Below are 22,612 nucleotides of genomic sequence, written 5' to 3' on the forward strand. Positions count from 1 at the left end.
CGGCAACCATCCCGCCTCACCCTCCTGTCCGGCGGCAGGCACGGTTTTTCACGGGGGATCCTTGACGGAAGACTGATAGACCACTATTGATAAGTTTTGCCAAAAACGACCACCACCGGCCGGACAGGGCCGGACAAGGAGACCGTCATGAAGATGCTCATCGTCTACCATTCCACATACGGACACATCAGGACCATGGCCAAGGCCGCTGCCGAAGCGGCTGCCGCAATCCCCGGCGTGGAGGTGGCCCTGCGCCGCGTCCCCGAAACTCTGAGCGACGAAGTGCTGACCAAGATGGGCGCCCTGGACGCGGCCCGGGCCCAGGCCGACGTGCCCGTGGCCACGGTGGAGGAACTGGGCCAGGCCGACGCGGTGCTCTTCGGCACGCCCACCCGCTTCGGCAACATGACCGGCCAGATGCGCCAGTTCCTGGACGCCACGGGCGGCCTGTGGGCGAATGGAACCATGGTTGGGAAACCGGGCGGCGTCTTCACTTCCAGCGCCACCCAGCACGGCGGGCAGGAGTCGACCATCCTGTCCTTCCATACCTATCTTCTGCACCAAGGCATGGTCGTGGTCGGGCTGCCCTACGCCTTCCAGGGCCAGATGCGCCTGGACGAAATCACCGGCGGCTCCCCATACGGGGCCAGCACCATCGCCGGCGGTGACGGCTCGCGCCAGCCCTCGGAAAACGAACTGGACGGAGTGCGCTATCAGGCCGCCCACTTGGCAAAAATCGGCCTCAAGCTCAAAGCCTGACGGTCTGCGCCACAAGATGAACGAAGCCCCGCGATCGACAGACCGCGGGGCTTTTCATTTCGGTCCCGGTGCTCGAAAGACCCTTCCCCTAACCCTCGGCTTTCTTCCCGAAGACCCGCCGCACCACGCGGCCGGCCTTGTCCAGGTACATGTAATAGACAGGCGTGATGTACAGGGTCAGAAGCTGCGACGTGACCAGGCCGCCGACCACGCACAGACCCAGGGGCTGGCGCGCGTCGCCGCCTGCGCCGTATCCGACGGCAATGGGCATGGTGCCCATGATGGCGGCCATGGTCGTCATCATGATGGGTCGAAAACGCACCAGGCAGCCTTCGAAGATGGCCTCGGCCGGGGTCTTGTTCCCGGCCCGCTGGGCCTCCAGGGCGAAGTCGATCATCATGATGGCGTTCTTCTTGACGATGCCGATGAGCATGATGATGCCCACGAACCCGTACAGGTTGAGATCCATCCCGAAGAGCTTGAGCGTCAGGAGCGCCCCGAAGCCGGCCGAGGGCAGGCCTGACAGGATGGTCAGGGGGTGGATGAAGGACTCGTACAGGATGCCAAGCACGATGTAGATGACCATCACGGCCAGGATGAGCAGCAGCCGCATGTTCTTGAGGGAACTCTGGAAGGCTTGGGCCGTGCCCTGGAAACTCGCGCTGAAGGTGTCGGGCAGCGTGTTCGCCGCCAGCTCCTCCACGGCGGCGGTGGCCTCGCTCAGGGACACGCCGGGGCGCAGGTTGAAGGACAGGGTCACGGACGGCAGCTGCCCGGAATGGTTGACGGACAGCGGCCCCACCCCGGTGGTGGTGTCCACAAGCGTGTCGAGGGGCGCGAGCCTGCCGTCCCCGGTGCGGACGTACAGGAGCGACAGGGCCGACGGGTCGCGCCGGTATTCGGGCAACAGCTCCATGATGACGGAGTAGCTGTCCGTGGGCGCGTAGATGGTCGAGACCTCGCGCGAGCCGAAGGCCGACTGCAGGGCCAGCTCAACCTCGCGGGGCGTCACGCCCAGGCTCGCGGCCTTGTCGCGGTTGATGAGGAGACGCACCTCGGGGTTCTTGAGCTGCAGGTCGCTCGTCACGTCCTGCAGCTGGGGCAGCCCCTTGAGGGCTCCTTCCATGATCACGGCGTAGCGGTAGAGCTCGTCGGTGTCCGGACTCTGCAAGGTGTACTGGTACAGGCTCTTGGTGCTGCGGCCGCCAATGTTGATGGCCGGCGGGTTGACCAGGAAGGCCTGGATGCCCGGCTGGGTGTTCAGCTTGGGACGAAGCTTTGCAATGAGCTGGTCGGCGGTCTCGTTGCGCTCGGCGTGGTTCTTCAGGCGGATCATGAAGCGGCCCGAGTTGCCCGCGGCGTTGGGACCGCCGCCGCCGACCACGGACATGAACGTCTCCACCGCCGGCTCGGCCAGCAGCACGTCATGCAAGGCCAGCTGGTTGCGGACCATGTTCTCGTAGCTGATGCCCTGCACGGCCTCGGTCACGGCGTTGATCTGGCCCGTGTCCTGACTGGGCAGGAAGCCCTTGGGCATGTCGCGGAACAAAACGACGCTCCCGGCCAGGACCGCCAGAGACACGAGGAAGGTCAGCACGTGATGCCGCAGGCAGGCCGCCAGGCTCCAGCGGTACAGGGCCAGCAGGCCGTCGAAGACCTTCTCCGAGGCCCTGAAGACCGCCCCGTGCCGCACCTCGTGCGTCTTCTTCAGGAAAAGGGAGCACAGCATGGGCGTCAGGCTCAGGGACACGAAGCCGGAGATGAGGATGGCCACGGAGATGACCACCGCGAACTCGCGGAAGAGCCGGCCCACGATCCCGCCCATGAACAGGACCGGGATGAACACAGCGGCCAGGGAGATGGTCATGGACAGGATGGTGAAGGATATCTCCTTGGACCCGTCGAAGGCAGCCTGGAGCACGGGCTTGCCCATCTCCAGGTGGCGCACGATGTTTTCGAGCATGACGATGGCGTCGTCGACCACGAAGCCAACGGCCAGGATGAGCGCCATGAGCGACAGGTTGTCCAGGGAGTAGCCGCAGAGGTACATGACGGCGAATGTGCCGACCACGGACATGGGCAGGGCCATGCTCGGGATGAGCGTGGCCCGCACGTTGCGCAGAAAGATGAAGATGACGCCGACCACCAGGCCCATGGTCAGCAGCAGGGTGAACTTCACGTCCTCCACCGACTCCCGGATGGACTCGGAGCGGTCGTAGAGGATCTTGAGTTCGATGGAATCAGGCACCTGCTCAGAAAAAGCCGGCAGCAGCTTGCGGATGTTGTCCACGACTTCGACGGTGTTGGTCCCCGGCTGGCGCTGCACGGCCAGGACGATGGCCCGCGTGTCCCCGCGCCAGCTGGCGATCTTGTCGTTCTCCACGCTGTCGATGACCGTGCCCAGATCATGCAGACGAATGGGGGCGCCGTTGCGCCAGGCCACTACCAGGGGCCGGAAGGCGGCCGCATCCATGAGCTTGCCGCTGGCCTGCACGTTCATGGCCGTGAACTCTCCGTACAGGGTGCCCGTGGGCAGACTGACGTTGGAACGGTCGATGGCGTTTGCCACCTCTTCGAGGCCCACATCGCGGCCGGCCAGGGCCTTGGGGTCAAGCTGCACGCGCACCGCGTACTTCTTGGCGCCGTAGACCGAGACCTGGGCCACGCCGCCGATCATGGAAATGCGCGGGGCGATGACGGTGTCGGCGTACTCGTTGACCACGGACATGGGCTGGGTGGCCGAGGACATGGTCAGATAGAAGATGGGCGAGTCGGCCGGGTTGACCTTCTGGTAGGACGGCGGGCTGGTCATGTCCGGCGGCAGCTGGCGCTGGACCTTGGCAATGGCCGACTGCACGTCCTGGGCCGCGGCGTCGATGGAGCGGTCCAGGGCGAACTGCAGGGTCACGCGCGTGGTACCCAGGGTGTTGGTGGAGCTGATGGAATCGATGCCCGCGATGGTCGCGAACTGGCGTTCCAGGGGGGTGGCCACGGTGGAGGCCATGGTCTCGGCGCTGGCCCCGGGCAGGTTGGCCGAAACCTGGATGGTCGGGAAATCCACGTTGGGCAGGTCGCTGACCGGCAGGATGCGGTAGCTCATGACCCCGAAGACCAGGATGGCCAGCATGACCAGGGTCGTGGTCACGGGCCGACGGATGAAGAGGTCGGCGATGTTCATTCCCCGGCTCCCTGCTTGCCCCCGGCCGGAGCCGCCGCCTCGCCCTGGCCGCGGACGGTCACGGCCGCGCCGGGCGTGAGGCGCAGGTGGCCGTCGAGGACGATCCGCTCCCCGCCGCTCAGTCCCGACTCGACGACAACGAGATCGCCGTGTCGCAGTCCGGTCCTGACGGTGCGATACTCGACGGTGTTGTCGGGCAGAATGACGAAGACGTACTCGCCGTCGGCTCCCTGGGCCACGGCGCGTCCGGGCACGAGGACGGCGTCCTGCATGTTCCCGACCTCCAGGGACACGTCGGCGAACTGGCCTGGCCAGAGCTGCCGCCCCGCATTGGCGAAGCGGGCCTTCAAGGTGATGGTGCCGGTCCTGGAGTCCACGGCGCTGTCGATGAAGGACAGGCTGCCGGAAACGGCCTCGCTCACGCCGGCCGGCCTGGCCGTGACCTTGAGGGGGGCCTTGGCCTGGGCGGCCATGATGGCCGACAGATGGGCCTCGGGCACGGAAAAACGCACGTTGACCGGTTCGATGCGGGAGATGATTACCATGGGCGTATCGGCGTTGGCCTTGACCATGTTGCCGGCGTGGAGCTGCAGAACGCCTGTCCGGCCGGTGATGGGCGAGCGGATTTCGGCGTAGGACAGGGCCACTCCGGCCGCCTCCACGGCAGCCTCGGCCTCCCGCTGCTCGGCTTGGAGCTCGGCCAGGGCCGTGTCCGTGGTTTCCTGCCGATCGCGACTGATGAGCCCCTGCCGCAACAGATCGTCGTTGCGGCGCTTGTCTTCGCCGGCCTTCTTCAGTTGGGCCTTGATCCGGTCGAGGCCGGCCCGGGCCGAGCGCAGCTGCGCCTCGAGATCGCGGGAGTCGAGGGAGAAGAGCGGGTCCCCCTCGCGCACGTCGCTGCCTTCCTCGAAGTGCACCGTGCGCAGCAGGCCGTTGATACGCGCCTTGATCTCCACCATCTCGCTGGCCTCGACGGTGCCCACGGCGGTCAGGATGACGGGAATGGAGCCGCGCACCGCTTCGCCGGCCAGGACAGGGGCCGCCTTGGCCTTGGGCTTTTCCTGCGCAAAAGCCTGGCTATGGGCCGAAAACAGACAAATCAGGGCAAGCAGGCATATGGACACGGATCTCTTCGTCATGGGCGTCTCGAATGTTGCGGGCGGACGGAATTGTCCGGGATATTTTGGAGACGCAATACGAACGAAGCCCCGAGAGCGTCAACGAAAAGGCCAGTGCACCGCCCAAAAAAGTTGCGCCGGCCCTCACTTCGAGGAGGCGTACCCGCTGCCGATGGCGGAAAAGGGGAGGTCGAGCCCGAGCTCCGGAACCTGCCGCCCGATCCAGGCGATGAAGGTGTTGCTGTTCGGACCTGGAAACACCTTGTATTCCTGCGGCCAGGGATAGGCTTTCGCGGCCCGGTCCACGGCCTCGATCAACGCCTCGGCCTCCTTCCCCCTGTGCTCCTTGAGCAGGCGCGGGGTGGCCCCGTACCAATGGCGGTCCGGATAGTCCTGTTCGATGCGCACCACCGGCAAGCCCCGCGAGGCGCGCCAGCCGATCACCTCGTAGACCGTGTAGGCGGATTGCCCGGCCCCCTTGGCCGCGATCCAGGTATGAATCGCGAACCAGCCGCGCCAGCCCCAGGCGTCCGCACCGTAAACCTGCAAAACCGCCTCCCTGGTCGCGGCCGGATCAGGGGCGATGCCGGCCGGTTCGCGGCTGGCGGTGCGCCAATCCTGATTCGGGGAACAGCTGGCCAGCAACGCCGCGACAAGCATCAACGCAACATGACGCATCATAGGTCCCTCGTGATTGTTTCCCCGGCCTGCGTGGCAATCGGCTCGCCCAGCAGAATGCCCACCACCTCGCTGGCCACGTACAGGCCGAACATGCCCGTGAGGTACGAAATGGAGCCGATGGGCGCCCGCGGACGGCCGCTGACGCCCTGCTCCGGCGCCTCCTCGATGACGGGTTCATTCTTGTTCTGCGCCGCCTCGGTCGAAAAGACGCAGCGCACGCCGGCCGTCACGCCCCTGCGCCGCAGCCGCTTGCGGATGATCTGGGCCAGGGGGCACATGAAGGACTTGGAAATATCCGCGGCCCTGATCTTCGACGGGTCGAGCTTGGCCGCCGCGCCCATGCTGGCCACCACTTCCAGCCCTTTTTCACGGGCCGCGACGATGAGGTTGACCTTGGAGTTGACCCCGTCGATGGCGTCCACGACCACGTCGAACTGCCCCTCCATCAGCCCGGCCACATTGTCCCCGTCCACGAACTGAATCCGCGCCTCCACGGCGCAGTCCGGGTTGATGTCGAGCACCCGCTCCCGCGCCACCTCGGCCTTGGGCCGGCCAATGGTCGAATGCAGGGCGAAAAGCTGGCGGTTGATGTTTGAAGCGCTCACGACATCATGATCGAAGAGCACCAGGCTCCCCACCCCGGCCCGCGCCAGGGCCTCCACCACATAGGACCCCACGGCCCCCAAACCGAACACGGCCACGGTAGCCCCCTGCAGGCGGGCCAACCCGTCCTCCCCGATGAGCTGCATGGTCCGGGCGAATCGCATCATAACTTGTTCTCCAATATAGGGTTCAGGCAGGCACGCAGGCCTGCCCGTACGATTCATTCCGCGGTCACGGCCGCACCCTCGCAACATCGGAAAAACAGCCGCGCGTTGGCTGCCGTTCGCGCCGCCACCTCCCCTGGCTCCTCGCCCCGCAACTCCGCCAGCGCCTCCACCACCATGGGCAAATAGGCCGGCTCGTTGCGCTCGAAATCCACGCCCACGGGCGCGATGGCCGGGCTGTCGGACTCCACCAGCAGCCTGTCGGGCGAAACCCGTACGCAGGCAGTGCGCGCTTTGCGATTGGCCGTGCGGGTGATGGAGGCGCAGATGGAGATGTGAAAGCCCAGCTTTTCGAACACGGGCACCATCTCGTGGGACCCGGCATAGGCGTGGAGCATCATGAACGGGGGCCTCTCGTCCATGGCCGCGACCAGATCGGCCAGCCGCCCGAAGGCCTTGCGGCAGTGGATGGTCACGGGCCGGCCATACCTGGCGGCCAGCGACATCTGGGCCAGGAAGACCTCCTCCTGCTCGCCGTCGTTGCGCTCGGGCAGGGCGTTGTCCAGCCCGATCTCGCCCACGCCCACGGGATTGGCGGCCACCAGCGCCTCCAGCCGTTCGAGCCATCCCGGCCCCCGCTCGCCCACGTACCAGGGGTGCAGGCCCAGGGACACGCAGATGTCGGGGTGGCTGCGCCCCAGGCCCAGGACATAGGCCCAGTCGCCCTCGTGGGTGCCGTTGCAGCACATCATGCGCACCCCGGCGGCCCGGGCCCGGATCAGGGCCGGTTCCAGGGCGTGGCGCAGGAACCCGTCCTGCAGATGGCAGTGGGAGTCCACGAGATCAACGTTGCCGGACGCGTTCCAGTCGGTCACGGAAAAACCCCTGTTTTGCCTTTGCGCACCGCCTGTGCTAGCCATTTCCCATCGGACTCTTCGGCACCGACAGGAGCGGACATGCACAGGCGGCACATCGTGGTTCTGACCGGCGCGGGCATCAGCGCCGAGAGCGGCATCCCCACCTTCCGGGGTTCGGGGGGCCTGTGGTTCAAATACCGCATCGAGGACGTGGCCACGCCCGAGGCTTTCGCCCGCGACCCCGCAATGGTGCTGGATTTCTACAACCAACGCAGGGCGCAGCTCGAAAGCGTGCAGCCCAACCAGGCACATAAGGCCCTTGCCCGTCTGGAGCAAGGGCACAAAGTCAGCGTCGTGACCCAGAACGTGGACGACCTGCACGAACGGGCCGGCTCCACGAGCGTGCTGCACCTGCACGGACAGCTCCGGCGCGCACGCAGCACCGTGGCCCCGGACTGGACCATGGACATCGGCTACGGCCCCATCCGCATGGGCGACACCTGCCCCCTGGGCAGCCAACTGCGGCCCGACGTGGTCTGGTTCGGCGAGCCCGTGCCGGCCATGGACGAGGCCCGCGACGTGGTCGCCTCGGCCGACGTGCTGCTCATCGTCGGCACATCCCTGGGCGTGTACCCGGCCGCGTACCTGGCCCACGACGCCCCGGCCGGGGCCGAGATCATCGTCGTGGACCCCGAGGCCCGGGAGGAAAGAGTTCCGGGGGCCAGAATCTTCCGGGAAAAAGCCGCCGGGCGCGTACCGCTCCTGGTGGCAGAATTGCTTGAAAACCCCGCCTGACCACGGCGGAAGGAGAACCATATGCAGGAACTGCTCTACCTGCTCCTCATCTTCGGCGTCTGGCTCGTGCTGGTCCGATTCGTCTTTCCGAAGATAGGCATCCACGGCTGAGGCTCCATGCCCAGCGGCTGCAGTTGGCAGCCCAAGGACAAGGATAAGGACAATTCATGATTCGCGCAGCTCGGTCAGAATGAGCCCCACGAAGCCGCTGGCCGAGCCGCGATATTCCCAGCCAAGGTGCGTCCCGCAGCCGCGGCACATGGCATAGCGCCATGCGTAGCCCGGAAACCAGGTGAACTCCGGGGTGAACCCGCCCTCGAAACGGCACCCCGGAGCCGCGGCGAAGCACCCGACCTCGAAGAGGATGCCCGACGGATTGAACAGGGCGTGGCTGTGCTTGCCGTTCACCTCGACGCGGTCGCGCACGCGGGCCACGGTCTGGCCGCAGGTCCGGCACAGCAGAACCCTGTCCCCGGGCTTGTCGGGGGATGACCTGTCCTGATCGGCCAGGACCGGGCTGCGGCCTGGACCGTCGGCACTTCGCAAACAAAGGGGCGACGCGTTCATGCCGGGAAGGTACCCCGGACGCCCCCGAAAGCAAAGAGGACCGCATGAACATGCTCGCCGTGCGCACGGCCCAGGCCAGCCTGGCCGCGCGCATCTTCGAATCCCTCAGGAACGCGGTCGGTGCGGACCGGGCCCGCGCCCTGCTGGCCGAGGCCGTCGAAAACGACGCCCGCTGCGCAGGCGCCGCATTCGCGCGCCTCGCCTTGCAGGCACCGAGCCTCGCGCACTTCGCCACGGTTTTGGAACGCTGGCGCGAAGGCGGCGCCCTGACCATCGAGAACGTGGCCCTGACAGGGGACTCGCTTTCCTTCGCCGTTGCGGACTGCGCGTACGCCCGCGCCTACGCGGACATGGGTCTCGACCCCGAGTTGGGTTTCATCCTGTCCTGCTGCCGGGACGAGCCCTTTGCCCACGGGTACAGCCACCGGCTGTCCATGGAGCGCTCCCGAACCATCATGCAGGGAGCTCCAGCCTGCCTTTTCACCTTCACCTGGGCCGGGTGACCAGCTCTCCCGGCCCGCCCCCTTCACGCCCCCGCGCTTTCGTCCGGCCCGGACGACAGGCGAACCTCATGGTGCCTTCATGTCCACGAACACTGTCTTGTCGAAAAAAAATCATATAAAAACAGGCCGCTGTCTTTATTTTGAACAATTCGCACAGATTCGTTTGCCCTGACTCGGGCAAGCACGACGATCTCAGGCGCTGTTCAGATCGGATGTGCGGAAACATGTGCCGAAAAATGTTCGCAACATGTTCCTTGCCCGAATCCGTCAAAATTCCCCGATCCGGCCCCATGAAAATGCGCGCGACCCTTATACCGGACGCAATCGTGAAACGGAGAACAGCGAAACGAACATTGAATACTTTTTAATTTCATAATGTTATTTTATTTATGCACAAAATGCACAGCTCGTTCACACACCCTGCGGAGTTGTTCACAGGGGTGTTTGCCGAATGTTCGTAACGTGTTCGAAAGCAGGGCTGCCGTGTTCCGAAAACGCCGCTCCGACGGCCCGCCCGTTTCCGCACACGATCCGCACAACATCGGCTGCCGCACAGACGAAAAAGGCCGCCCCCCGGACAGGGAGCGGCCTGCTGGACCACTGTGGAGAGAGAAGGGTCAGTCTCCGCTTTTGACCCGCATCACCCCGTCGCCGGGGCGCATGTGCACGTCCATCTGCGGGAAGGGGATTTCCACGCCGTGCTCGCGGAACCTTGCGTCGATGGCCTCCCGGATCTCGGAACAGGTCGACAGCCCCAAGTCCACGTGCCGCACCCAGAAGCGCAGGATGAAATCCAGGGAACTGGCCCCGAAATCGTTGAAGATGACCCAGGGCTCGGGGGTCGACAGGACTGCGGGATGTTCCTGGGCGACTTCCAGCATGATCTTTTTGACCCGCTGCACGTCGGAACCGTAGGCCACGCCGACCATCACATCGCGGCGGATGCGCACGTCGTTGCGGTGGGTCCAGTTGGTGACCTGGTTGGCGATGAGGGTCGAATTGGGCAGGAATATCTTGGCGTTCTCGAAGGTCTGGACCTCGGTGTTGCGGATGTTCACGCTCATGACCTTGGCCCACACGCCGTTCACCTCGATGATGTCGCCGGGCTGAATGGCGCGGTCGAAGAGGAGGATGAGGCCGCTGATGAAGTTGCTGATGATGGTCTGCATGCCGAAGCCGATGCCCACGGACAGGCCGCCGGCGATGACCGCGAAGTTGTTCAGGCTGATGCCGAGCAGGTTCAAACTGACCAGGCCGTAGAGCATCCACAGGCAGTAGATGCCGATGCGCTGCAGGGAGGCAGCCGCGCCGTGGTCGATGTTCTTGCCGCGCAGGTTCTCGCTGTCGAGGATCGTCTTCCAGGCCATGGCCAGGGAGCGGACCACCTGGAAGAGCAGCAGGACCACGCCCAGACGCATGAAGTTGAAGGAGAAGTCGCCCCAGTTGAGCTCCAGGGAGGACAGCTTCTCCACGAGGGCGTTGGTGCCCAGATTGACGTTGACCCAGGCCATGATGCCGATGATCACGGCCAGCCAGACCAGAAGCGTCAGGAAGGTCATGGCCAGGTCCGCGACCAGGGCGCGCCAACCGCGCTTGTCGAGCTTCTCGACCACAACCCGCACCACACTCGTGGCGCCAATGGCCAGCTGCACCGCCAGGGCCAGCACGCCCCACATGGTGCTGGCCAGTACGGCCAGATTGCCCCAGCCGAGCACGGCCACGGCCACGAGGACGGCCAGTACGTACGGGTGCACACGTCTGACGAAACGCTCATATTTGAGCTCAGGCCGGATCATGCCGAAGAAGAGACTGCTGAGCACCAGCAGACCGACCCAGGCCAGGTGTTCCAGCCATAGCGGCAGCCGCAGCAGATCCAGGATCGACACGCTCAGGGACAGGAAGACCAGGGGCAGCAGGGGCTGGATGGTGTCCTTCTGCAGGATGCCCCGCACGTTGCGGAAGACCCAGGCCAGGGCCTGCACGCCCAGAAGCATGAGCACATGGGTGAAGACCAGGAGCAGAGACGTCTGCTTGACCTTGCCGGAGAAAAAGGCGGCCAGCAGGGAAAGGGCCAGGGAAAGGCAGAGAATGGCCACGGCCGAGGTCAGGCGGCCGCCGGCGTGAGCGTTCTCGAACACGCCCGACAGGAAACGGTACGAGATGAAGCCGATGAAGACGAAAGGCAGCCAGAAAAGAACGAAGGTTCCGGCCCAATCGCCGGCATCGCCGGCCAGGGAGTACTGGCTGAAGAAGAAGGACTTCAGGTTCGCGAACCAGTCGGCCAACTCCTTGCCGACATCGGCTCCGGACTGCGGGAGCATGCGGAACTCCGCACCGTCCAGGAATTCCGCCCGCCAGATGAGCGGCAGCTGGGTCTCGAAGGTGGTGATCCACTCCACCGTGGCGCTGAGAATTTCACTCGTCTGCGCGTTGATCTTGTCCACCTGGCCCTGGACTCCCTTGAGCTTCTGACCGACGGCGGCCACGCTTTTGCGGATGGTCTGCACATCCTGGCGCACACCCTTGTCCATGCCGTTCGACCACTTGCGCTCCAGGTCCTCCTCCAGAGACTGGATGGTGACTGCCTTGGCCGCGAGTTCCTTGGACAGGGCCTCCAGAGGCTGCATGTCCTTGGTCAGGGTCAGCTGCAGGTACTTGGCCTCGGCCAGGGCTACGCGCATGTCGTAGGGGTTGGTCTTGACCATGCGGGCCATGATCTCGAGCATCTTCAGCCTGCCGCGCGCGGTGTCCAGGGCGGCCGAAAAGGCCGCCTCCCGGCTGGCCAACTGCTCCTGCAGGCCTTCGACGTCCTGCTGCAAGCTCTCCACGTCCTGGGCTTTGGACTGGAAAAAGGAGGACAGAACCGCGCTCTCGGGTGCGGGCTGGGATTCCGCCGCCGCGCCCGGCCCGGGAAGACAGAGAAGCAGCAAAACGGACAGGATGACGATCTTCTTCATATGCGCCCTTACTGAAACAAAAAGGCCACCCGTCCCCGGATGGCCTGTCCGGATGTTCGTTTTCGTGATTACAGGTATCCCCAGGTCTTGAGCCTGGAGTAGGCGTGCTGGGCCATCTCGCCCTGGCGCACGACCTTCAGGTAGCGTTGGTATTCCTGCGCCGCGTTCTGCTTGTCCTTCATGCCTTCGTAGGAAAACCCCTTGAAAAAGACCGTGGTCGGGTTGCCGGGAAGCATGCGTTCATAGGCCGCGAAGTCGGCCAGGGCCGCGGAGTAGTTCTTGGCCATGATGGAGGCCACGCCGTGCACGTGCTGGGCCTGGGCCTCGGTCGGGTAGACCCGGCGCGCCCTGTCCGCGTAGTCAGCGGCCTTGGCGGCATTCTTGAGGGCGACCTGGCACTTGGCCATCATGACCAGCCCCGCGTAGTCGTTGGGGGAAAGCCTGAGCCCTTCGGCATACCGGCCCTCGGCCGCGTCGTAGGACTTGGCGGCCATGGCCTTGTCGCCTTCCTGGAAAAGCTTGAACATGGGCGCGAGCTTGCGCAGCCCGGCCGTGGAAGCCATGTAGCGCTCCTTGTTGAGCGGCAGGTTCAGCCGGTCCCCGAAACTGGTCCGGGCCCGGTTCACGGCCGTCTGATAGCGCTCCTCGCTCATGGGGTGGGAGGAGAACATGGCCTCGATGGCGCTCGGCTGACGCTTGCCCATGGAGCGCAGGACGTCCATGAGGCCGACCATGCCTTGAGGGGAGTACCCGGCACCGACCATGTACTCCATGCCCAGCTCGTCGGCCTGGCGTTCGTCCTCGCGGCTGTACTTGGCCAGCAGCAGGCTCGCGCCGAGCCCCCCCACGCTTCCGGTCAGGTTGCCCAGGGTCTGGCTGGCGGCTCCGGCGATGAGGGAGGCCCCGCCCACCAGGGCGCCCAGGAGCTTGCTCGTGGACATGCGCGCCGCCGTGTGGCGGGCGTTGACGTGGCCGAGTTCGTGACCGATGAGCCCGGCCAGTTCGGCCTCGTTGTCCAACTCGGCCAGAATGCCGCGCGTGATGGCGATGCTCCCGCCGGGGAAGGCGTAGGCGTTGGCGTAGGTCGCGTTGACCACGCTGAACCTGTAGGGCATCTGCGGCCGGTGCGTGACCCGGGCCAAGGAGGCGCCGACGCCGGCCACGTAGGCGTTCAGCCCCGCGTCCTGGGAAACGCCGTAATCGGACGAGAACTGGTGGGGAGAGTTGACCTTGTCGACCTGGATCTCCTCGCCCTCGCCCACGAGCATGAGCTGGCTCTGCCCGGTCACGGGGTTGGCCGCGCAGCCCGCGGCCGTGGATACGGCAGCCAGGGCGGCGAGCTTCATGAAGTCGCGGCGGGTCAGGGTGCCCCGGTAGGCACGGTCGTCAAAAATCGAGGTCATGGTCGCCTCCTGCGCAAACTGTTGAACCCGCCTTCTACACCACCCCACCGCAGGCTGACAACCCGCCCCGCCCGCCCCTGGGACGCGGAGCGCCTTCTGCATTTCGCCCTTGACGCGGCCGCGCGGAAGTTTCAAACAAGCAATTGAAACAAGTATTTGATTCTGGAGAACCGATGTCCAGCAAGAAATCCGCACGAACCAGGGACAAGCTGCTTACGGCCGCCGGCGACGTGTTCGTGGAAAAAGGGTTCCGCGACGCCACCGTGGCGGAGATCTGCGCCCGCGCCGGCGCCAACATCGCCGCGGTGAACTACTACTTCGGCGGCAAGGAGGCCCTGTACCAGGAGGCCTGGCGGCACTGCCTGGCCGAGTCCCTCCACGCCCACCCGCCCGACGGCCATGCGCGTCCGGGCGCCCCGCCCGAGGAACGGCTGCGGGAACGCCTGCTGGCACTCATGCGACGCATCGCAGACCCGGAAACCAAGGACTTCTTCATCTCCCAGATGGAGATCGCCAACCCCACGGGCCTGCTTGAGGAGGTCATGCTGCGGGAACTCATCCCCATGCGCGAGAAAACCCTGGCCATGGTCCGCGAACTCCTCGGGCCGGACGCCGACGAGCGGCAGGTCGTCTTCTGCGAAGCGTGCATCGTCAGCATGTGCGTCCACCCCCTGATCATGCGCCGACTCGGGCAGAAAACATCGAACGCGCGGATGCCCGTGATCGCGGACGATCTCGACGCCTTCGCCGACCACGTGGTGCGTTTCGCCCTGGCCGGCATCCACGCCAGCCGCACCCCCGCGCGGGCATCGTGAGGACCCGGCCATGAACGTGCGCATAGTCCTTCCCCTGATCCTGCTTGCCCTCACGGGCTGCGTCTCCGTAGGCCCGGACTACATTCCCCCGGCCCGGCAGACGCCGGCCGCGTGGAGCGGGCTGGACGGCCCGGCCAGCAACGCCACGGCCCCCGATCTCGGCAGCTGGTGGGACAATCTGGACGACCAGCTGCTGTCGGAAATCGTGCGCGAAGCCCTGGACGCCAACCTCGATCTGCGCAGCGCCCAGGCCCGGCTCAAGGAAGCCCGCGCCCGCCGGGCCGTCGCCCTGGCGGGATTCTTTCCGGCCGTGAGCGCCTCGGGCAGCGGCAGCCGCAGCCAGTCGAGCCGCGAGACCGGCAGCGGGATGACCCGCGAACTCTACAGCGGGAGCCTGGACGCCAATTGGGAACTGGACGTGTTCGGCGGCACCCGGCGGGGCTACGAGGCGGCCGAGGCGGATTTCGAATCGTCCGAAGCCGGGTTGCACGCCACTCAGGTCTCCATCGCGGCCGAAGCCGCCCTGGGCTACGTGGAGATGCGGACCCTGCAGGAGCGCCTGCGCATCGCCCGCGACAATCTCGCCAGCCAGACCGAAACCCTGCAGCTGACGCAGTGGCGCGCCCAGGCCGGGCTGGTCGACAGCCAGGACGTGGCGCAGGCGCGCAGCAACCTGGAGCAGACGCGCTCGCAAATCCCGGCCCTCGAAACCAGCCTGGCCGAAACGCGGCACAGCCTGGAGATTCTTCTGGGCAAAGCGCCTGGCGCAATGCGGGACCGCCTGGACGTCGAAGGCGGGTTGCCGGCCGTGCCCGAGCGCATCGCCGCAGGCATCCCGGCCGACACCTTGCGCCAGCGCCCGGACATCCGCGCGGCCGAGCGCACCCTGGCGGCGGAGACGGCCCGCGTGGGCGTGGCAGAGGCAGCGCGCTACCCGTCGTTCACCATCTCGGGCTCCCTCGGCCTGGAGGCCCTGACCTTCAAGGCCCTCGGCGGAGGCGACGCCGGCACGTCGTCGCTTCTGGCCGGCATCACGGTGCCCATCTTCGAAGCCGGCCGGCTGAAGAGCCAGGTCGAAATCCAGGACGCGGTCCGTGAACAGGCCCTGATCTCCTACGAAAAGGCGGTGCTTACGGCCCTGCAGGAGGTCGAGAACGCCCTGGTCTCCCTGGCACGGTCCCGGGAACGCGCCCAGGCCCTGGGAGAGGCTGCCGATGCGGCGCGCAGCGCGGCGGACATGGCCCGGCTGCGCTACGGCTCCGGGCTCATCGATTTCCAGTCGGTGCTCGACACCGAGCGCAGCGTGCGCACCATCGAGGACAGCCTGGCCAGCGCCCGCGCCGACGGCGTGCTAGCCCTCATCCGATTGTACAAGGCCATGGGCGGCGGCTGGTCTGCGCAGGCCAAACCCGCTCCGGCCGTCAAGGACACGCCATGAACGCATCCACTCCGCAGCATGAGACCGGCGAGGCATCCCTGAAGCGCCTCATCGAAACCCGTTCCCCCGCCCGCAAAGGGCGACGCTGGTTCTGGCTCCTCGCCGCCCTGGCCGCCCTGACAGCAGGGGGGCTCCTTTTCCTGCGCAACGGCAAGGAAGCGGCGGGACCGGGCTACAAGACCGAGGAGGCCGTCGTCGAGACGCTCGTGGTCAAAGTCTCGGCCACGGGCAACCTGCAGCCCACAAACCAGGTGGACGTGGGCAGCGAACTTTCGGGCATCATCGATCAGGTTCTGGTGGACGTGAACGACAGGGTCCAAAAAGGTCAGGTCCTGGCCCGGCTGGACCTCTCCAAGCTGGAGGACGCCGTGTCCAAGTCGAAGGCCAATTTGGCCTCGGCCCAGGCCCAGGTGCTGCAGGCCGGGGCCACCGTGGCCCAGTCGCGGGCCGAACTGGGCCGGATGCGCAAGGTGTCCGCCCTTTCCGGCGGCAAGGTGCCGTCGGCCAGCGAGATGGACACCGCCGAGGCGGACCTCAAGCGCGCCGAGGCCGACGAGGCCAAGGCCAAGGCCGTTGTCCTGCAGACCAGGGCGGACCTGCAGACGGACGAGACCAACCTGCGCAAGGCCAGCATCCGCTCGCCCATCGACGGGGTGGTCCTGGCCCGCGAGGTGGACCCGGGGCAGACCGTGGCCGCGTCCTTCCAGGCGCCGGTGCTCTTCACCCTGGCCGAAGACCTGGCGAAGATGGAGCTGCAGGTCGATGTGGACGAAGCCGATGTCGGACAGGTGCGGGAAGGGCAGAACGCCACCTTCACCGTGGACGCCTGGCCGGGCCGCAGATTCGACGCCGTCATAACCAAGGTCAGCTACGGGTCCCAGGAAAAGGACGGCGTAATCTCCTACCTGACGGAACTGCAGGTGGACAATGGCGACCTTTCCCTGCGGCCCGGCATGACGGGTACGGCCGAAATCACGACCCTGGTCAGGGAGAACGCCCTGCTGGTGCCCAACGCGGGCCTGCGCTTCACGCCGCCGGAAACGGGCGTGGAGCGGCAAAAATCGGGCGGCAGCCTGGTGGGCGCCCTCATGCCCCGCCCGCCGCGGCAGGCCGCGCCGCAGGCCAAGGCCGCAAACGGCACGGCCCCGAAGGTCTGGGTCCTGCAGGACGGACGGCCCGTGCCCGTCGAGGTCCAAACCGGAGCCACCAACGGACGCGTGACGGAAATTCTGGGCGGCGCCCTGGCGGCTGGCGCGGAAGTCGTGACCGAGACGGTGGAGAGCGCCAGATGAGCGACCCCGCCCTGATCCGCCTCTCGGCCGTGACCAAGACCTATGGTCAGGGGCCGTCGGCCTTCCAGGCCCTCAAGGGCATCGACCTGGCCATCGGCCAGGGGGAGTTCGTGGCCATCATGGGCCCAAGCGGCTCAGGCAAATCCACGGCCATGAACATCCTGGGCTGCCTCGACGTGCCCACGAACGGGAGCTACGAATTCCAGGGCGTGCATGTGGAGCGCCTGCAGCGCGACGAGCGGGCGCTGCTGCGCCGCCATTTCCTCGGCTTCGTCTTCCAGGGCTTCAACCTGCTGACGCGGACCACGGCCCTGGAGAACGTCGAACTGCCCCTCATCTACCGCGGACACGACGCCGGAACGCGCCACGCCGCGGCCCGCGAGGCCCTGCGGCAGGTCGGCCTCGACGGCTGGGAGCACCATACCCCGGCCGAACTGTCGGGAGGACAGCAGCAGCGCGTGGCCATCGCTCGGGCCATCGTCGCCGCCCCCCTGGTGCTCCTGGCCGACGAGCCCACGGGCAACCTGGACACGAAGACCAGCCGGGAGATCATGGACCTGATCACGAGCTTCAACCGCGACCGCGGCATCACGGTACTCATGGTCACCCACGAGCCCGACATCGCAGCCTTTGCCGGGCGCGTGGTGCGCTTCGTGGACGGCCGGGTGGACAGCGACCGCCCGGGCGGGGAGGACGCCTGATGCTCTGGAACACCCTGCTGCTGGCCCTGCGCGCCATCCGGCGCAACCTGATGCGCTCGTTTCTGACCATTCTGGGCATCGTCATCGGCGTGGCCGCGGTCATCACCATGGTCACCCTCGGCAACGGGGCCACGAAGTCCGTCTCTGATCAGATCGCGAGCATGGGCAGCAACCTGGTCATGGTCGTGCCCGGCCAGCGCTTCGGTCCGGGTTCGGGCGGCGCGCCCAATTTCAAGGGCTCCGACGTGGAGGCCATCCGCAACCAGATCTCCGGGGCCGAAAGCGTGGCGCCCGTGGTCAACAAATCCGTGACCGCCGTGTACCAGGCCAACAACTGGGCCACCGTAGTCTCGGGCAGCAACAACGATTATTTCCGGGCCGGCAACTGGGAACTGGAGCAAGGCCGCACATTCAGCGAGACCGAGGAACGGGCGGGCAAGGCGGTCTGCGTCATCGGAGCGTCGGTGCGCGAAAAGCTCTTCGGCGGCCAGAACCCCGTGGGCAGCGAAATCCGCATCAAGCAGTTCTCGTGCGAGGTCATCGGGCTCCTCAAGTCCAAGGGGCAGTCGGCCATGGGGTCCGACCAGGACGACATCGTGGTCATGCCCCTGAGAACCGTGCAGCGGCGGCTCACCGGCAGCCAGGACATCAACCGGCTGAGCGTGTCCGTGCGCGACGGGGCGTCCATCGACGCCGTCAAGAAGCAGCTCGGGCTGCTGCTGCGGGAACGCCGCAACATCGGCGAGAACGAGGACGACGACTTCCGGGTCATGGACACCCGCCAGATCGCCGAAACCCTGACCGGCACGACGAAGATCCTGACCATGCTCCTGGGCGCGGTGGCCGCCGTGAGCCTGCTGGTGGGCGGCATCGGCATCATGAACATCATGCTCGTCTCGGTCACGGAACGCACCCGGGAGATCGGCATCCGCCTGGCCATCGGCGCCCTGGAGCGCGAGGTGCTCCTGCAGTTCCTCATCGAGGCCGTGGTCCTGTCGAGCCTGGGCGGCCTCGTCGGCATCGCCCTGGCCACGGGCGCGTCCATGGGCCTTGCCCGCGTCATGGGCGTGCCCTATATCTTCGACCCGGCCATCAACATCGCCTCGTTCCTGTTCTCCGCGGCCATCGGCGTCATCTTCGGCTACTTCCCGGCCCGCCGGGCGGCCGGACTAAACCCCATCGACGCCCTGCGCCACGAGTGACGCCGCCCGGGGAACCGGCGGCAAGCCCGTCCAGACCAACCAAACGGAGCCCATTCGTGTTCAGCCACGTCCCGAGCCTGCTGCGGCTCGCCCTGCCCCTCATCCTGTCCTCCTCGACGATCACCATGATGCAGATCGTCGACGCCTACGTCCTGTCGCTGCATTCCAGCGCGGCCGTGGCGGCCATGGGGCCGGCCAGCCTGGCCGTGGTCCTGTTCCAGGGCTTCCTGTTCGGCACGGCCGGCTACGCCGGAACCTTCGTGGCCCACAGCCACGGCCGCGGCGACGAGGGGGGCATCCGCCAGGCGGCCTGGCTCGGCGTGCACGCGTCCCTGGTTTCGGGCCTGGCTGCCCTGGCCCTGGCCTGGCCCCTGGGGAGCCTTTTTCTCTTTGCCGGCCACGAGCCGCAGGTCGCCCGGGACGAGCAGGCCTATTTCGCCATCTGCATGGCCGGCTCCCTCTTCCCGGTACTGGGCGGAGCGCTGGGCGGGTGGCTGGCGGGCATCGGCCGGGCCGTGACCGTGACCTGGGTGACGCTCGTGTCCTTCGCGGTCAACGCCGTCCTCGACTGGGGGCTGGTGCTGGGGGAATGGGGGATGCCGCGCATGGGCATCGCGGGCGCGGCGCTGGGAACCGTGGCGGCGCAGGCCGTGGCGGCAGCGCTGTACATGGCCCTCTTCGCCATGTCGGGCGGGCTCGCCGACCGTCTGGCCCGCAGATTCCGCTGGGCCGAGTTCCGCAGGTTCCTGTCCCTGGCCACGCCGATGGGATTTCGGATCAGCGCTGAACTCGTGGCCTGGACCTTCTTCCTGCTGATCCTGGGACGCCTCGGCACCGTCGAACTGGCCGCGTCCAGCATCGCCTTCCGCATCAACGGCACGGCCTTCTTCCCGGCCCTGGGCCTGGCCCAGGCCGCGGGTATCCTGGTCGGCCGGGCCCGAGGCGCGGGCCGGGACGAGGATGTCCTGCCCATCGCCTGGCAGTCCCTGATCGTGTGCGAGCTGTGGCTGGCGGTCATGGCCATCCTCTTCGCCACGGCCTCGGAGCCGCTGGTGGCCGTTTTCGCCGGGGACGGACCCGAAAGCGCGGCCATCGTCGCCGCCGGGTCCGTGATCATGAAGTTCGTGGCCGCCTACTGCCTCATCGACGCGGCCAACATCGTCTTCGGCGGCGTGCTGTCCGCGGCGGGCGACACCCGCTGGATCGCCCGCGCCTTCCTCGCAGCCACCTGCCTCTTCCTGGCGGCCCTGTGGATGATCGACCTCTTCATGCCGAGCCTGGTGGCCGAATGGACCGCGGCCACGATCTTCGTCGCCGGCACGGCCGTGGCATGGACGCACCGGGTCCAGGCCGGAGCCTGGAGAAAGGCCCGGGTGCTCCATGACAGGGAGGCGTGAGGGACCGGGCAGGCCCGGACTCACTCCCGGCTTTGCCTGTCCAGTCCGCGGTAGTTGATGGCTTCGGCCAGGTGCACGACGGTCAGGGTCTCGTCCCCGGCCAGGTCGGCGATGGTGCGGGAGATGCGCAGCACGCGGGTGAAGGCCCGGGCAGACATGCCCAGACGCTGCACCGCGCCTTCCAGAAAATCGTGCTCGCGCGAGGTCAAGGGGCAGAAACGCTCCAGCCACTTGCCCGAGAGCTCGGAATTGGATGAGAAGTGCAGGCCGTCGTAGCGCCTGCGCTGAACCTCTCGGGCCGCGTCGATGCGCCCCCGCATGACGGCCGAACTGATGCTTCCCTGCTCCTGTTTCAAATCCCGATACGGTACGGCCGGCACCTCGACGTGCAGGTCGATGCGGTCCAGCAACGGGCCCGAGAGGCGCGACCGGTAGCGCTGCACCTGCAGTGGCGTGCACGAGCAGTGGTGCTTCTCGTCGCCCAGATACCCGCACGGGCAGGGGTTCATGGCCGCCACCAGCATGACGTCGCCGGGATACTCCAGGGACACGGCGGCCCGCGAGATGGTCACGCGGCCCTCTTCAAGGGGCTGGCGCAGCACTTCCAGCACGTGCTTCTTGAACTCCGGCAGTTCGTCCAGGAAGAGGACGCCCCGGTGGGCCAGGGACAATTCGCCCGGCCGCGGGTACTGGCCGCCGCCGATGAGTCCGGCGTCAGAGATGGTGTGGTGCGGCGAGCGGAAGGGGCGGGTCACGACCAGGGGCTGCTCTGCGGGCAGCTTGCCCGCCACGGAATAGATCTTGGTCACCTCCAGGGCCTCGTCGAAGGTCAGGGAGGGCAGGACCGTGGGGATGCGGCTTGAGAGCATGGTCTTGCCGCTGCCGGGAGGGCCGATGAACAAGAGGTTGTGGTTGCCGGCGCAGGCGATCTCTATGGCCCGCTTGGCCCGCTCCTGGCCCTTCACTTCGGCGAAGTCCAGGTGATGCCGCTCCCGCTGCTCCCACAGGCTCTGCACGTCGCAGGCCAGCGGCTCGACCTCCTCCTCGCCGAGAACGAAACGCACGACCTGGGACAAGGTGCGGCAGGCGAACACGGGCAGGCCCTGGACCACGGCCGCCTCGGGACCGTTGGCCTCGGGCACGACCATGCCCCTCGCCCCGGCCTCGCGGGCGCGCAGGGCCAGGGGCAGAGCGCCGGACACGGGCTTCAGTTCCCCGGAAAGAGAAAGCTCCCCGGCCAGATACAGGCCGGAGAGCTTTTCCTGCGGGATGACCTCGGCCCCGGCCAGAAGGCCCAGGGCCAGGGGGAGGTCGTAGGCCGAGCCCTCCTTGCGGATGTCGGCCGGTGCGATGTTCACGGTGATGCGGCTGGGCGGGAGCTTGAAGCCGGTATTCTTGAGGGCCGAGAAGACCCGCTCCTTGGCTTCGCGCACCGCCCCCTCGGCCAGGCCGACCATGATGAAGGCCGGCATGCCCGAGCGCGCCAGGTCCACCTCCAGTTCCATGGTGAATCCGTCGATTCCCAGGAGCGCGGCGGTGGAGACCTTGGCGATCATGACCTTACTCCACCATCTGCCCGATGCGGTCCCAGCGGATGTCCGTCAGGCTCGCCCACGACCAGTAGAGGATGAGGGCCTTGCCGGCGATGGTGTTGCGCTCGACGAACCCCCAGAAACGCGAGTCGTAGGACTCGTCGCGGTTGTCCCCCATGACGAAGTACTTGTGCTCGGGCACCATGACGGGCCCGAAGTTGTCGCGCCTGGGCACGGAACTGGCGGAGTCGACATGCTGCACGTACGGCTCGACCAGCTGCACGCCGTTGCGGAAGACCTGCTTGTCGCGGATCTCGATGACGTCGCCGGGCAGGCCGATGACGCGCTTGATGAAGTCCTTGGAGGGGTCCTCGGGGAACTCGAAGACGATGACGTCCCCGTGCTTGGGCCCTTCACGCTCCATGAGCATGATGTTCGTGAAGGGGAGCTTCACGCCGTAAGCGAACTTGGTGACCAGCAGATGGTCGCCGATCTGCAGGGTCTGCAGCATGGAGCCCGACGGGATCTTGAAGGCCTGGACCACGAAGGACCGGATGAAAAACGCCAGGATGAGCGCCACGATGAGCGCTTCCGCATATTCCTTGAGCATTGTCTGCCAACGAGGGTTCATATCTGCCTGCCTGATGCCT

Annotated in this window: 19 protein-coding genes; 9 read left to right on the top strand and 10 right to left on the bottom strand. The window is 66.7% G+C overall.

Annotated features, from left to right (window positions below):
• Window positions 1–147: 147 nt before the first annotated feature.
• A complete protein-coding gene (gene wrbA / locus G394_RS0102570) occupies window positions 148–759 on the top strand; it encodes an NAD(P)H:quinone oxidoreductase (RefSeq protein ID WP_028576316.1) in 612 nt (203 codons plus the stop codon).
• An 88-nt stretch (window positions 760–847) separates the two neighbouring features.
• Here the strand turns inward: wrbA and G394_RS0102575 are convergent, their stop codons facing one another.
• The 5 genes from G394_RS0102575 to G394_RS17670 all read right to left on the bottom strand — a co-directional run bounded on the left by G394_RS0102575 (window position 848) and on the right by G394_RS17670 (window position 7,378).
• Window positions 848–3,937: an efflux RND transporter permease subunit gene (locus G394_RS0102575; RefSeq protein ID WP_028576317.1), complete on the bottom strand. Its 3,090-nt coding sequence runs from the start codon at window positions 3,935–3,937 to the stop codon at window positions 848–850.
• Window positions 3,934–5,076 carry an efflux RND transporter periplasmic adaptor subunit gene (locus G394_RS17660; RefSeq protein ID WP_084435237.1) on the bottom strand — a complete coding sequence of 381 codons (1,143 nt, stop codon included), beginning with the start codon at window positions 5,074–5,076 and terminating at the stop codon, window positions 3,934–3,936. Before G394_RS17660 ends, G394_RS0102575 begins: the two co-directional genes overlap by 4 nt.
• 123 nt (window positions 5,077–5,199) lie before the next feature.
• Window positions 5,200–5,736, bottom strand: a complete 537-nt coding sequence (locus G394_RS0102585; RefSeq protein WP_028576318.1) for a DUF3750 domain-containing protein — start codon at window positions 5,734–5,736, stop codon at window positions 5,200–5,202.
• Window positions 5,733–6,506, bottom strand: a complete 774-nt coding sequence (locus G394_RS17665; RefSeq protein ID WP_051306898.1) for a tRNA threonylcarbamoyladenosine dehydratase — start codon at window positions 6,504–6,506, stop codon at window positions 5,733–5,735. Before G394_RS17665 ends, G394_RS0102585 begins: the two co-directional genes overlap by 4 nt.
• A 53-nt stretch (window positions 6,507–6,559) precedes the next feature.
• The gene (locus G394_RS17670; RefSeq protein ID WP_051306899.1) at window positions 6,560–7,378 is read right to left on the bottom strand and encodes a TatD family hydrolase; all 819 of its coding nucleotides are present in this window, start codon (window positions 7,376–7,378) and stop codon (window positions 6,560–6,562) included.
• 81 nt (window positions 7,379–7,459) lie between these two features.
• Here G394_RS17670 and G394_RS17675 point away from each other — a divergent pair, with 81 nt between their 5' ends.
• Complete coding sequence (locus G394_RS17675; RefSeq protein ID WP_043774530.1) at window positions 7,460–8,155, top strand: SIR2 family NAD-dependent protein deacylase; 696 nt, start codon at window positions 7,460–7,462, stop codon at window positions 8,153–8,155.
• Window positions 8,156–8,320: 165 nt separating this feature from the next.
• On the opposite strand, the gene G394_RS0102610 is transcribed toward G394_RS17675, so the two are convergent.
• Window positions 8,321–8,722 (bottom strand): cereblon family protein, encoded by a 402-nt coding sequence (locus G394_RS0102610; protein WP_028576319.1) that lies wholly within the window; start codon window positions 8,720–8,722, stop codon window positions 8,321–8,323.
• Window positions 8,723–8,766: 44 nt separating this feature from the next.
• Between G394_RS0102610 and G394_RS0102615 the strand changes: the two genes are divergently transcribed.
• Complete coding sequence (locus G394_RS0102615; RefSeq protein WP_028576320.1) at window positions 8,767–9,225, top strand: L-2-amino-thiazoline-4-carboxylic acid hydrolase; 459 nt, start codon at window positions 8,767–8,769, stop codon at window positions 9,223–9,225.
• A 617-nt stretch (window positions 9,226–9,842) separates the two neighbouring features.
• Here the strand turns inward: G394_RS0102615 and G394_RS19935 are convergent.
• Window positions 9,843–12,182, bottom strand: a complete 2,340-nt coding sequence (locus G394_RS19935) for a mechanosensitive ion channel family protein (protein ID WP_051306901.1) — start codon at window positions 12,180–12,182, stop codon at window positions 9,843–9,845.
• Between the two features lie 68 nt (window positions 12,183–12,250).
• Window positions 12,251–13,585 (bottom strand): M48 family metalloprotease, encoded by a 1,335-nt coding sequence (locus G394_RS0102625; protein WP_043774532.1) that lies wholly within the window; start codon window positions 13,583–13,585, stop codon window positions 12,251–12,253.
• Between the two features lie 173 nt (window positions 13,586–13,758).
• Between G394_RS0102625 and G394_RS0102630 the strand changes: the two genes are divergently transcribed.
• Genes G394_RS0102630 through G394_RS0102655 form a run of 6 tightly spaced genes read left to right on the top strand, consistent with a single transcriptional unit; the run spans window position 13,759 to window position 20,430 of the window.
• The gene (locus G394_RS0102630; protein WP_028576322.1) at window positions 13,759–14,400 is read left to right on the top strand and encodes a CerR family C-terminal domain-containing protein; all 642 of its coding nucleotides are present in this window, start codon (window positions 13,759–13,761) and stop codon (window positions 14,398–14,400) included.
• A gap of 10 nt (window positions 14,401–14,410) precedes the next feature.
• Complete coding sequence (locus tag G394_RS0102635; RefSeq protein WP_028576323.1) at window positions 14,411–15,838, top strand: efflux transporter outer membrane subunit; 1,428 nt, start codon at window positions 14,411–14,413, stop codon at window positions 15,836–15,838.
• Window positions 15,835–17,130: an efflux RND transporter periplasmic adaptor subunit gene (locus G394_RS0102640; RefSeq protein WP_028576324.1), complete on the top strand. Its 1,296-nt coding sequence runs from the start codon at window positions 15,835–15,837 to the stop codon at window positions 17,128–17,130. Before G394_RS0102635 ends, G394_RS0102640 begins: the two co-directional genes overlap by 4 nt.
• A complete protein-coding gene (locus tag G394_RS0102645) occupies window positions 17,127–17,831 on the top strand; it encodes an ABC transporter ATP-binding protein (protein ID WP_028576325.1) in 705 nt (234 codons plus the stop codon). Before G394_RS0102640 ends, G394_RS0102645 begins: the two co-directional genes overlap by 4 nt.
• Complete coding sequence (locus G394_RS0102650; RefSeq protein ID WP_028576326.1) at window positions 17,831–19,033, top strand: ABC transporter permease; 1,203 nt, start codon at window positions 17,831–17,833, stop codon at window positions 19,031–19,033. Before G394_RS0102645 ends, G394_RS0102650 begins: the two co-directional genes overlap by 1 nt.
• Window positions 19,034–19,089: 56 nt before the next feature.
• Entirely contained in the window at window positions 19,090–20,430 is a 1,341-nt protein-coding gene (locus G394_RS0102655) for an MATE family efflux transporter (RefSeq protein WP_028576327.1), read from the top strand.
• A gap of 20 nt (window positions 20,431–20,450) precedes the next feature.
• Here G394_RS0102655 and G394_RS0102660 read toward each other — a convergent pair whose 3' ends face one another.
• Both G394_RS0102660 and lepB read right to left on the bottom strand, forming a co-directional pair.
• Complete coding sequence (locus tag G394_RS0102660) at window positions 20,451–21,986, bottom strand: YifB family Mg chelatase-like AAA ATPase (RefSeq protein ID WP_028576328.1); 1,536 nt, start codon at window positions 21,984–21,986, stop codon at window positions 20,451–20,453.
• Window positions 21,987–21,990: 4 nt separating this feature from the next.
• Window positions 21,991–22,593: a signal peptidase I gene (gene lepB / locus G394_RS0102665; RefSeq protein WP_028576329.1), complete on the bottom strand. Its 603-nt coding sequence runs from the start codon at window positions 22,591–22,593 to the stop codon at window positions 21,991–21,993.
• Between the last annotated feature and the right edge of the window lie 19 nt (window positions 22,594–22,612).

The sequence above is a fragment of the Desulfomicrobium escambiense DSM 10707 genome (assembly GCF_000428825.1).
GTDB lineage: Bacteria > Desulfobacterota > Desulfovibrionia > Desulfovibrionales > Desulfomicrobiaceae > Desulfomicrobium > Desulfomicrobium escambiense.